This is a genomic window from Streptomyces sp. NPDC003042, from assembly GCF_053591315.1.
Window position 1 is genome coordinate 1 of sequence record NZ_JBSFTP010000131.1, and the last position, 10,865, is coordinate 10,865.

Consider the following 10,865-nt stretch of genomic DNA (forward strand, 5'->3'; position numbering starts at 1 on the left):
GCGGCCACACCGCGCACGCCGACACAGTCGGAGCACTCAACGTTCTACGGGCCGGGCTGGTCCGTCGCGAAGCCCAACCGGCATAGCGAGAAGCCACCTCGTTCACGAGGGGGAGGAGTCACGTAGAGCCCGAACCAGAGGACGCCCGACGCCAGGATCCCCGGCCAGGCCGCCCGCGGCGGCAACGGCACCCGCTTGACCAGCAGGACCACGCCCAACGCGAGCGAAGCCGTCAGGAGCCGGCCCAGCGCGAGCGCGCCCGGCCCGAAGTGGTCGGCCGACGCCCGGATGGAGACGAACGCGGAGGCCCACATCACAACGGTGACGCCGGCGGCCAAGAGGGCGCGATGATCGGTTCTCGAATCCCCAGCCGTTTGATCCATGCGAGCAACGTACCGACGCCCACGAACCCTGCCTAGATGATCTCAGCGCGATCCGGCCACGCCGGGCGCGGGTTGGAGCTCAGCCACAGAAGGTGCGCCCAGACCGCCACCCCGACGGGCTGCGCCCGGTCGTCACCGAGGAGCAGGGGGCCGAGCGTTTGCGCCAACTTCGTGACCACAGAGAGCGGAATACTTGTTCTCTCTTGTCACTCGGTTCACAGGGTGTGGCGGTAAGGGACACCCGCGCATGCATTTTCCCTCGGCATACGCAGGGAGCTGTGACGCACAGCGAGGGAGAGACGGCCGTTCAGCGTGAGTACTTCCGGATGACGGAGAGGCTGACTTCCAGTCAGCGTTTTGAAAAGTTGTTGACCTTCGGGGCGAGGGGTACGCAGGCTGATCCAGCAAATCGCCAACGCAACACGAAGCGATGAGGGGGCGGGACTGTGAAGAACATTCGACGCATCAGTGCCATGGGGGCGGCAGCTGCGATGCTGGGCGGCCTGGCGATGGTCGGCGGGGGAGCCACTGTGGCCCAGGCCGACACCCGGTGCGACTGGTCGTCGGTCTACATCAACGGCAACCCGGGTGCAGAGTCTGGTAGTTGGGCCTCCGGCCACGGCCACCGCACCGGCAACCACTATGTCGGCGCCTACGCCAACGGTCTCGTGGACTGGTACGCCGACAACAATGGCGGGGATGATGGCGACACGTGGGACAGCTACTACGGTACCCGCGCCTGCTGATCCTGCTTGTTGACTGACCCACTGCCCTCTGTGCAGGAGCAACCTTCTGCACACGGGCAGTGGGTTTCCGCACAACCGAAGGCGAGCAAGCATGCGTCGTGCCTCAACTCTTTTACTGGCGACGACGGCCCTTGGCCTGTTGACGCTGGCCGGCTGCGCCACCACGGCGGACAAGCCGGCCGGTTCCGCGGCGTCGGACGCCGGGCGGCCTTCGGGCCCGCAGGCCGGGGGCGACCCCTTCAAGGACCTGCCTCAGGGCACACCCGTGGCGTTCAAAGACCTGAAGGTCGGCATGTGTTCCAACCACCGGGGCGACGTGCAGTGGGACGGATCCGTCGGCACCGTGGATTGCCGGACACCCCACTTCTTCGAGATCATCTCCCAAGTGACCCTGCCCGGTGACGCGTCTGCGAAATTTCCCGGTGACCGAGGAGTCGTGGACCAGATGCGTGCCGCGTGCGAGCCGCAGCTCGCACCGTTGATCGGCTCGCGACGGGGCACGCTCATCAGTCTCTACCTGGCCCCCCTGAACCAGAAGTCCTGGAACGCGGGCAACCGCCTCGGGCACTGCGGCATCGCGTTCGCCGTCCCCAGGTCCGGCACGTTCGCCGAGGCCGGCGGTCAGGGGTGACCGTGGGCGGTGTGCCGGAGATTCCGGAGGCTCTGGTCCGCTTCGACCAGGTGTCCAAGTCGTTCCGGACCTCGCGCGGACGGCGGCAGCTCGCTCTCGACGGGTTCTCCATGTCCATCCCGCGGGGTGCCATCGTCGGGCTGCTGGGACCGAACGGGTCCGGCAAGACCACGGCGCTCAAGGCCCTCCTGGGCCTGGTCCGACCTGACCGGGGAACGATCACCGCGTTCGGCCACGAGCTGCCGCGCGATCAGCGGTTCGTCGCTCGCCGGATGGGAGCCCTCATCGAAGGGCCGGCCTTCACCGGCTCTCTGACCGGCGAACACAACCTGAGACTCCTCGGCGAACTGCACGGCGCCGATCAGAACGAGGTCACCGACGTCCTGAGCCTGGTCGGTCTGGACGGGGCCGCCCGGCGTTCGTACTCCGGGTACTCGCTCGGCATGAAGCAGCGGCTCGGGGTCGCGGCCGCCCTCATGTCCCAGCCGGATCTGCTGGTGCTGGACGAGCCGATGAACGGCCTGGACCCCGAGGCCGTCCGCCATATGCGCGAACTGCTGAAGCGGCTGCGTGACGAGCGCGGCATGACCGTCGTCGTCTCCTCGCACATCCTGGCCGAGGTGGAACTCGTCAGTGACTGGGTCACGATCGTCCGCAACGGCCGCGTGATCTGCGACGCGAGCGTCCCCGAACTGCTCAGTCAGGGCACTTCGAGGCTGGTGGTGCGGGTCCACGACGCGGTGACCGCCCAGTCCGTCCTGGCCGACCACGGATACTCGGCCGTGTCCGCTGTCGGCCCCACCGGGGCCGAGCTCCAGGTCGAGTCGCGCCTCGCCGAACGCGCCGACCGGGCCGGGTCCAGCGGCTCCGCCGGTCACGACCGTGCCGACGGCTCAGAGGTGCTCAGGCTGCTCACGGACCGATCCGTCTATCCCCGCGAGCTGCTGGTCGAGTCCGCGTCCCTCGAGGACATCTATGTCGCCGCCATCCGCGCAGCGGACGCCGCCACCGCACCCCGAGAGCCGCATCATGGCGACTGACCGGGCCCTGACTCCGCTCCCGGAGCGCACGGCCGACGGACAGCTGCCCTGGCGCCGTCTCGTCCGAGCCGAGCTGCGGCGCCTGTGGGCTCCGCGCATCATGCGTCACGTGGCCTTCGGCCTGCCCCTGGCGATCGCAGCGTTCGGGCTGTCCAAGCTGCTGCTCCACGACGCGGACACCGCCCGTGCCTGGCGTACGGCCGACGGGCGGTACGCCCAGTTCCTTTCGGACGCGCAGACTTACGGGCTCCCGTTCGGATCCGGCGTAAGCGCGAAGAACTACTTCCACGACCCGCGCTACCTCATGGACACCCTGTCCTTCGGGGACCTGCGCACAGTCGTCACTGCCCTGGCCGCCACAGCCGTCGTCTTCGGCATCGTCTCCGGCGGGTCCGACTGGTCTTCGCGGGTCATGCTCACCCTCGCTGCGGCCGAGCCGCGCCGGTTCAGACTGTTCGCCACCCGCGCGCTGCTCGTCACCGGTCTCTCAATGGCGGCGACCGCGGCCGCCGGACTGCTGCTCGTCCCCCTGCTCCTGCTTGCCGCGCGTACCCGAGGAAGCACGGCCGGCCTTGACGGCGTCTACTGGGCCGCCCTCGCCAGCCAGTACCTGAGAGGCGTGATCCTCGTCGGACTGCTGTGCCTGCTCGGCTACAGCCTCGCCATGCTGACCCGCAGGGCATCGATCGCCCTCGCCATCAGCTTCCTCTACCTCGCCAGTGCGGACCAGATCTTCTCCGACCGCGGGCCCCGCGGCGCCGAGTACGACATGAACGGGTTGGTCTTCGCCGTACTGAATGAGAAACCCGTGGTCCCCATGGCGGAGTCCGACTGCATCGCCGGCCCGGGCTGTGAGGCGGTCCACGTCGATCTCACCGCCGCGGACGGGCTCGTCGGCGTACTGATCTATCTCGTACCTGTGTTGCTGGTGGCCCTGTGGCGCTTCACCCGAACGGACATCACCTGATGACGACGGCGGTCGCTCCCCCGGCGGGCTCCCTTCCTTCTTCAGACCGTTCCCGGCCCCTCCCCCTGTCCCGTCTCGTACGCTCCGAACTGCGCCGGATGCTGAGCCACAAGACGGTGCGCTGGGCCCTGTACGCTCTGCCGTTGCTTCTCGTCGCATACGCCGTGGCCGCCTACCTCGGCCACAACACCGACATGGCCGCAGCGTGGCGCACGGCCGAGGCCGCCTACCAGCAGTACGTCGCTGAGGCCGCCAGACGGCCGGGCGTCTCCGTGGAGAAGCTGTCGCCGCAGTACTTCTTCGATGATCCGCGCTATCAGCTGACCAAGGCGTCGTTCGTGGACCTGCGCGGTGTGCTGTCGGGTGTCGCGGTCGCCGCACTGGTCTTCGGGCTTTTCAGCGGAGGAGCCGACTGGTCTTCCCGTGTCATCCTCAACCTCGCCGCCGCCGAGCCGCGCCGGGCCCGCTTGTTTCTCACCCGCGGCCTACTCGTCGCCGCAGTCTCGGCGACGACGGCCCTGGCCACATCGGTATTCCTGATCCCGCTGATCCTCGTCACGGCCCACTTCCGGGGTACCACCGCCGAGGCCGACGCACACTTCTGGACCGTACTGGCCGCCATCATCCTGCGAGGAGCCCTCTTCGTCGGGCTGGTGGCCATGCTCGGCTACAGCCTCGCCATGCTGACCCGCAGCCTGGCGGTGTCACTCGGGGTCAGCCTGGCCTACGTCGTCGTCGCCGAACGATTGGTACAGGACTACGCCCCCTCGCTCACGGAGTACCACTTCTCCGGCATCACCTTCGCCGTCCTCAACGAACGTTTGCTGATGCTGAGCGACAAAACCGACTGCGTCGGCGAGATCGCCTGCGCCGCCATGCGCGAAGGCACGCCGGCTGCCCATGCCTTCCTGGCCCTCGCCGCCTATTTGCTCCCAGTGACGGCGGCTGCTCTGTGGCGGTTCACCCGCACCGACATCGGCTGAATCCCCCCACCACCGCACGACGACCCTGTATCCACGGCCCGGTTCAGGGCGCTGTGAAGGCCGACAGGTCCTCGGTGAGGGCGTGGACCACGGCCTCGTGGTGGTCCGTCAGGTAGAAGTGGCCGCCGGGGAAGGCGCGGAAGGTGAACGGGGCCTCCGTCAGGTCCCGCCAGCCCGTCGCCTCGGCCCGGTTCACCCGCGGGTCGGACTCCCCGATGAGCACGCTCAGCGGGGTGGCGAGGAGCGGCCCCGGCTCGTAGCGGTAGGTCTCGACGGCCTTGTAGTCGCCGCGCAGCGACGGGAGGATCAGCTCCCGGAAGTCCGGGTTGGCCAGCAGCCCCTCGTCGGTGCCCGACAGGGCGCTCACCTGGGCGATCAGGGCGTCGTCGCCCCGGGTGTGGACGTTCTCCTCCCGGTGCGTCAGCGGGGAGCGGCGCCCGGAGAGGACCAGGCCGCGCGGGCCCTCGCCCGCCCGCTCCAGCCGGCGCGCCAGCTCGAAGGCGAGCACCGCGCCCATGCTGTGCCCGAACAGCACCAGGGGCCGCTCCCGCCACGGCTCCAGCGCCCGCCGCACCCCGTCGACGAGCGCGGCCACGCTGTCGGCGGCCGGCTCGTCCAGGCGCTCCTGGCGGCCGGGGTACTGGACGGTGAGCACCTCGGCGTGCGGGGCCAGGTCCCTGGAGAGGGGGAAGTAGAAGGAGGCGTTGCCGCCCGCGTGCGGGAGGACGACGAGCGTGGGGGCGGCCTCCTGCCGCGGCGCCGGGTGGAAGCGGCGGATCCAGGGGCTGGTGCGGGTGTCCTTCGCGGTGGTCATCGCTGGTCCTCGGAGTCGTCCGTCAGCAGCAGCTTCTTCTGCGGCTTTCCCATGGCGTTGCGCGGCACCGACGCGATGAAGCGGACCTCGCGCGGGCGCTTGTGCACCGACAGGTGCGCGGCGACGAAGTCGGTCAGCTCGGCGCCCGTGACCCCCTCGGCGACGACGAAGGCGACGATCCGCTGCCCGAGGTCGGCGTCCGGGACCCCGACCACGGCCGCCTCGCTCACCTTGGGGTGGTCCAGCAGCGCGTTCTCGATCTCGCCCGCGCCGATCCGGTAGCCGCCGGACTTGATCAGGTCGACGGAGGCCCGGCCCACGATCCGGTGGACGCCGTCGCGCGCGTCGACGGCCGCGATGTCGCCCGTACGGAACCAGCCGTCCTCGGTGTACGCGGCGGCGGTGGCCTCGGGGCGGCCCAGGTATCCGGTGAACAAGGTGGGCCCGGTCAGCTGGAGTTCGCCGATCTCGGCGCCCGGCTCGGCCGCGACGCGGGTACGGATGCCGGGGAGCGGGGTGCCGACGGTGCCGGGGCGGACCTCGCCGCCCGCGCGGCCGCTGACGGTGATCAGGGTCTCGGTCATCCCGTAGCGCTCGACGGGACGGTGGCCGGTGAGGCGTTCGAGGTCCCGGAAGACCGGCGCGGGCAGGGCCGCGCTGCCCGACACGAGGAGGCGGGCCCCCGACAGGGCGGCGGCGGCCTGCGGTTCGGCGGCGATGCGGGACCAGACGGTCGGGACGCCGAAGTAGAGGCTGCCGCCCGCCGCCGCGTAGGCCTCGGGGGTGGGGCGGCCGGTGTGCACGAGGCGGCTGCCGGTGCGCAGGGCGCCGAGGACGCCGAGGACGAGGCCGTGCACGTGGAAGAGGGGCAGCCCGTGCACGAGGGTGTCCTCGGCGCTCCACTGCCAGGCTTCGGCGAGCGCGTCGAGGTCGGCGGCGATCGCCGCGCCGCTCAGCACCACGCCCTTGGGCGGGCCGGTGGTCCCGGACGTGTACAGGATCAGGGCGGGATCCCGCGGGGCCGCCGCGCCGGGGCGCGAGTACGCGGGCGCGCGCCGCGCGAAGTCCACCGCGACCTCGAGCGCCCCGGAGTCGCGCAGGATGTGCTCGCGTTCGGCGGGGCCGGCGTCGGGCGGCAGCGGTACGAGGGGCACCCCGGCCAGCAGGGCGCCGACGACGGCGGCGACGGTCTCCAGGGAGGCGGTCGCGGTCACCGCGAAGGCGGGGGCCCCGGCGACATCGGCGGCCACGGCGCTCGCCGCACCCAGTAGTTCCTCGTACGAGGCGGTGCGTCCGGCGACGCCGATGGCGTCCTCGCGGTCGCCGTACGTCCCGTCAAGCGCGGTCAGCACGCGGCAACTCCCCTGTCGGTGGCGAAACCCCAGGCTACGTCCCACCGCCCCCCGGTCCGTCGCCCGGCCGTAGGATCGGCGGGCCGGACGGTCGACGGCCGGAATCCGACTACGCGCAGGGGAGACCTCCGTGGAAACGGCACGGTTCGCGTCACTGATCGCGGCGACGATCGCCATGGGCCTGGTCAGCGGCCTCTTCTACGGGTTCTGCGTCGCCGTCATGCCCGGGCTGCGCGGCTGCGGCGACCGGACCGTCGTCGAGGTCATGCAACGCGTCAACGTCGCCATCCTCAACGGCTGGTTCCTGCTCGGCTACCTCGGCTCGCTGGTGTTCACGGGGCTGGCCCTGGCCCTGCACATCGTGGGCGACGGGCGCGGCGCGGTGGGGCCGCTGTCCGGGGCGTTCGCGTGCTGCGTCCTCGCGATGGTGGTCACCGGCCGGGTGAACATCCCCCTCAACAACGCCTTGGCCGAGGCCGGTCCCGCCGACCGGATCGCCGATCCGGCGGCCGTACGCCGCGCCTTCGAGGGGCCGTGGGTCCGCGCGAACGTGTGGCGCACGGTGCTGTCCACGGCGGCGACCGGACTGCTGGCCTGGGCGCTGGTCCTGCACGGCCAGACCCGGTAGGGCCGGTGGAGCCGGGGAGTGGCTCCCCGGCCCCGTCCGGTCAGCCGTGGACGTGCAGCGGCTTGCCGGCCAGCGCGAGGTGGGCCTCCCCCAGGGCCTCGGTCTGCGTCGGGTGGGCGTGGACGAGCTGGGCCACCTCCGAGGGCAGCGCCTGCCAGTTGTAGATCAGCTGGGCCTGGCCGATCTGCTCGCTGACGCGCGAGCCGATCATGTGCGGTCCGATGACGGGCCCGTCGACGACCTGCACGAGCTTGACCTCGCCGGCCGACTTCAGGATCTCGCTCTTGCCGGTGCTGCCGGCGTCGAACTTGCTGGTGACGACCTTGTCCGCGCCGTAGAGCTCCTTGGCCTACGCCTCGGTGAGGCCGACGGAGGCGATCTCCGGCTCGCAGTACGTGACCCGCGCGACGCCGTCGTAGTCGATCGGGGTGACGGGCAGGCCGGCGATGCGCTCGGCGACGAGGATGCCCTCGGCGAAGCCGACGTGGGCCAGCTGGAGGGTCGGTGCGAGGTCGCCGACGGCGGAGACGGTCGGGAGGTTGGTACGCAGCAGCTCGTCGACCGCGACGTGGCCGCGGTCAAGGGCGATCCCGGTCTCCTCGTAGCCGAGTCCGGCAAAGACGGGGCCGCGGCCGCGGCGACGAGCAGCAGCTCGGCCTCGATCCGCTTGCCGTTCTCCAGGGAGACCCGTACGCCGGAGTCGGTGTACTCCACGCCGGAGAAGCGCGCCCAGTTCGAACGCGATCTTGCGCTTGCGGAAGGCGTGCGTGGTCGGAGGATGTGACCCGGTCGCCGTCGATGGTCAAGCCCGGCAGCGAGCGCGGCTGGGCGCCGGCGGCCAGGACGACGTGGCGGCCCCGGTAGCGCACGCCCCGGCCTCCCAGCGGCCTTTGGGGGTCCGGGTCCGTCACCTCCCGGCGCCGTCGTGATCCTTTCCGCGGGTCCCGCTTGATCTCAACCACGCTTGAGGTTCTACGTTCGTCCGCAAGGCCTGATCCTCCCGAGAAAGAGGTACCCACATGTCCGGCAACCCGCTCAAGGTCGGCGTCCTGGTCGCAAGCGTCCGCACGGGCCGCTTCGCCGACAAGGTCTCGCGCTGGTTCGTCTCCGAGGCGGGGCAGCGCGACGACATGGAGATCCACGTCATCGACCTGTCCGAGCCGGCGCTCGTCGAGGAGCTGAAGCTCAGCCTCGACCCGCTCGGCGTCCCCGGAGAGGCACCGAACCTGGCCTCCCGGATCGACGGGCTCGACGCGTACGTCGTGATCACCCCGGAGTACAACCACGGTTACCCGGCCTCGCTGAAGCTGGCCATCGACTACGTGTACAGCGAATGGCGGGCCAAGCCGGTCGGCTTCGTCTCGTACGGCGGCGTCTCGGGCGGCCTGCGTTCCGTCGAGCAGCTGCGGCAGGTCTTCGCCGAACTGCACGCCGTGACCCTGCGCGACACCGTCAGCTTCCACAATCCCTGGGAGAGGTTCGACGACGAGGGCCGGCTGCACGACGACGACGGTGCTTCGAAGGCCGCCTCCGTCCTCCTCGACCAGCTCGCCTGGTGGGGCGTCACCCTGCGCGAGGGCCGCGAAGCCCGCCCGTACGGAGGCTGACCGGCCGTCATCGCGGTCCGCGGATAACGGCCTTACCCGGCCCGCGGCCGCGCCTGCGGCCGGTCAGGCCGCCGCCCAGCCCTGGAACACGCGCGGCGCCAGGGAGGCGGCACGCTCCTCGGGTCCGGCACCGCGCAGCGAGTCGGCGATCTCCATGACGTAGCGCCCTTACCCGGACTTGCCGAGGAGCGAGCCGAGCCGGTGGCACTGGTCGACGTCGATGCGGCCCAGGGCCGTTCGAGGCCGCTGGTCCCGGATCCAGCATGAGTCGAGCGTGCAAGAACCGGGCCCCGCACGGCATCGAGCCGCGTCCCGCTGTCGAGCCGGCTTCGAGCGGAGCTGGATCCGCCGCGACCAGGCTTGCCGCGTTGCCGCGCCCTACGAACCAGCGAGGACAGTGGTACTGATGCCGAGCCTTCCGACATCAGGCACCGATCTGCCGGTCCGGGCACAGGAGTTGGCCTCCGTAGCGGTCCGGTACGCGGAGCGGGCCGACGCCGAGCGCACGATGCCGCGCGCGGTGAGCGACGGCATCGTCGACGCGGGGTTCGCCCGCCTGTTCGTCCCCGCCCGCTGGGGCGGCGACGCCGGCTCGGCCGTCGACGCTCTGGACGGCCTCTCCGCCCTCGCCCAGGGCTGCGCCTCGGCCGCCTGGTGCGCCTCGGCCTTCGCCGGCGCCGGCCGGATGGGCGCCTTCCTCCCCGACGCCGGGCAGGAGGAGCTGTGGGCCGAGGGCGCGGACGGCGGTGGTGGGCGCCCTGATGCCGCGCGGCAGCGCCACCTCGGTCAGCGGCGGCTGGCGGGTGACCGGCGAATGGGACTTCACCACCGCGGCGGCCTTCTCGGACTGGGCGCTGGTCCGCGCGACGGTGCCGCAGGGCGACCACAGGGCCGCGTGGTTGTTCGCGCTGCCCCGCCGGGACTACGAGGTGGCCGACACCTGGGCCTCGATCGGCCTGCGCGGCAGCGGCGGCAACACCCTGCTGGCCGACAACGTCTTCGTGCCGGCCCACCGGGGTTTCAGCCGCTAGGACATGCTCGACGGGCGGAGCGTCAGCTCCGACGCCCGCTGCCACACCGCCCCGCCGGGGCTGCTGAGCGGGCTGCTCTTCGGCGCCCCCGCACTCGGCGCGGCCCGCGCGGCGCTGCGCGTGTGGGCCGAGGACTCCCGTACCGGCCTGGCCGAGGAAGGCCTCGGCCTGCGCACCTCCCTGGCCCGCGCCGTGATCGCCGTCGACGCGGCCGCCCTCCTGCTGGGGCGCGCCGCACGGATCACGGACGCCCCGGACGCGACCGGGCTCCAACAGGTGCGCAGTCCGGCCGACTGCGCGTACGCGGTGAACCAGCTGGTCGACGTCGTCGAGCGGCTGCTGCGCACCGCAGGCGGCTCTGCGCAGCTCGCCGGGCACCCGTTGCAGCGGGTCTGGCGCGACGTGCACAGCCTCTCCAGCCACGTGGCGCTGCGTTTCGATCCGGTCGCCGGCGCCTACGGCTCACGGCTCCTGGATTCCGTCGGCTGAACCGGGATCGCCCTGCGGACCGCACGCACGGCCACGCGCCCGGTGGCGGCTTCTCCGACAGCCTCTTCGCCGTCCTGATCTTCGGTGCGAGAGTGTGGGGGTGACTCCTCCCCCTCGTGAACGAGGGGGCTTCTCGCTATGCCGGTTGGGCTTCGCGACGGACCAGCCCGGCCCGTAGAACGTTGAGTGCTCCG

Annotated in this window: 12 protein-coding genes and 2 pseudogenes; 9 read left to right on the top strand and 5 right to left on the bottom strand. The window is 71.4% G+C overall.

The window, feature by feature from the left end:
* Positions 1 to 119: 119 nt before the first annotated feature.
* Positions 120 to 383, bottom strand: a pseudogene (locus ACWDYJ_RS34720) (EamA family transporter); the annotation flags it as partial.
* Between the two features lie 446 nt (positions 384 to 829).
* On the opposite strand from ACWDYJ_RS34720, the gene ACWDYJ_RS34725 reads away from it, so the two are divergent.
* The 5 genes from ACWDYJ_RS34725 (at position 830) to ACWDYJ_RS34745 (ending at position 4,750) form a co-directional block, all read left to right on the top strand.
* Positions 830 to 1,129 (top strand): hypothetical protein, encoded by a 300-nt coding sequence (locus ACWDYJ_RS34725; RefSeq protein WP_451569588.1) that lies wholly within the window; start codon positions 830 to 832, stop codon positions 1,127 to 1,129.
* Positions 1,130 to 1,220: 91 nt separating this feature from the next.
* Positions 1,221 to 1,760 carry a septum formation family protein gene (locus tag ACWDYJ_RS34730; protein ID WP_451569589.1) on the top strand — a complete coding sequence of 180 codons (540 nt, stop codon included), beginning with the start codon at positions 1,221 to 1,223 and terminating at the stop codon, positions 1,758 to 1,760.
* A gap of 11 nt (positions 1,761 to 1,771) precedes the next feature.
* Positions 1,772 to 2,800, top strand: coding sequence for an ABC transporter ATP-binding protein (locus ACWDYJ_RS34735; protein ID WP_451569590.1), 1,029 nt, complete (start codon positions 1,772 to 1,774; stop codon positions 2,798 to 2,800).
* Positions 2,790 to 3,767, top strand: a complete 978-nt coding sequence (locus tag ACWDYJ_RS34740; RefSeq protein WP_451569591.1) for a hypothetical protein — start codon at positions 2,790 to 2,792, stop codon at positions 3,765 to 3,767. The genes ACWDYJ_RS34735 and ACWDYJ_RS34740 overlap by 11 nt, the downstream gene beginning before the upstream one ends.
* 143 nt (positions 3,768 to 3,910) lie before the next feature.
* Positions 3,911 to 4,750 carry a hypothetical protein gene (locus ACWDYJ_RS34745; RefSeq protein WP_451569592.1) on the top strand — a complete coding sequence of 280 codons (840 nt, stop codon included), beginning with the start codon at positions 3,911 to 3,913 and terminating at the stop codon, positions 4,748 to 4,750.
* A 43-nt stretch (positions 4,751 to 4,793) separates the two neighbouring features.
* Here the strand turns inward: ACWDYJ_RS34745 and ACWDYJ_RS34750 are convergent, their stop codons facing one another.
* Both ACWDYJ_RS34750 and ACWDYJ_RS34755 read right to left on the bottom strand, forming a co-directional pair.
* Positions 4,794 to 5,564 (bottom strand): thioesterase II family protein, encoded by a 771-nt coding sequence (locus ACWDYJ_RS34750; protein ID WP_451569593.1) that lies wholly within the window; start codon positions 5,562 to 5,564, stop codon positions 4,794 to 4,796.
* The gene (locus tag ACWDYJ_RS34755; RefSeq protein ID WP_451569594.1) at positions 5,561 to 6,916 is read right to left on the bottom strand and encodes an AMP-binding protein; all 1,356 of its coding nucleotides are present in this window, start codon (positions 6,914 to 6,916) and stop codon (positions 5,561 to 5,563) included. Before ACWDYJ_RS34755 ends, ACWDYJ_RS34750 begins: the two co-directional genes overlap by 4 nt.
* A gap of 130 nt (positions 6,917 to 7,046) precedes the next feature.
* On the opposite strand from ACWDYJ_RS34755, the gene ACWDYJ_RS34760 reads away from it, so the two are divergent.
* Complete coding sequence (locus tag ACWDYJ_RS34760; protein ID WP_451569595.1) at positions 7,047 to 7,544, top strand: anthrone oxygenase family protein; 498 nt, start codon at positions 7,047 to 7,049, stop codon at positions 7,542 to 7,544.
* A 40-nt stretch (positions 7,545 to 7,584) separates the two neighbouring features.
* On the opposite strand, the pseudogene ACWDYJ_RS34765 reads toward ACWDYJ_RS34760, so the two are convergent.
* Positions 7,585 to 8,416: pseudogene (locus tag ACWDYJ_RS34765) on the bottom strand (FAD-dependent oxidoreductase); the annotation flags it as partial.
* 147 nt (positions 8,417 to 8,563) lie between these two features.
* Here ACWDYJ_RS34765 and ACWDYJ_RS34770 point away from each other — a divergent pair.
* The gene (locus tag ACWDYJ_RS34770) at positions 8,564 to 9,151 is read left to right on the top strand and encodes an NADPH-dependent FMN reductase (protein ID WP_451569596.1); all 588 of its coding nucleotides are present in this window, start codon (positions 8,564 to 8,566) and stop codon (positions 9,149 to 9,151) included.
* A gap of 424 nt (positions 9,152 to 9,575) precedes the next feature.
* Here the strand turns inward: ACWDYJ_RS34770 and ACWDYJ_RS34775 are convergent, their stop codons facing one another.
* Positions 9,576 to 9,932, bottom strand: coding sequence for a hypothetical protein (locus ACWDYJ_RS34775; RefSeq protein WP_451569597.1), 357 nt, complete (start codon positions 9,930 to 9,932; stop codon positions 9,576 to 9,578).
* Between ACWDYJ_RS34775 and ACWDYJ_RS34780 the strand changes: the two genes are divergently transcribed.
* Positions 9,913 to 10,182 carry a hypothetical protein gene (locus tag ACWDYJ_RS34780; RefSeq protein ID WP_451569598.1) on the top strand — a complete coding sequence of 90 codons (270 nt, stop codon included), beginning with the start codon at positions 9,913 to 9,915 and terminating at the stop codon, positions 10,180 to 10,182. The genes ACWDYJ_RS34775 and ACWDYJ_RS34780 overlap by 20 nt on opposite strands.
* Positions 10,183 to 10,185: 3 nt before the next feature.
* A complete protein-coding gene (locus tag ACWDYJ_RS34785; RefSeq protein WP_451569599.1) occupies positions 10,186 to 10,671 on the top strand; it encodes an acyl-CoA dehydrogenase family protein in 486 nt (161 codons plus the stop codon).
* The last annotated feature ends 194 nt before the right edge of the window (positions 10,672 to 10,865 follow it).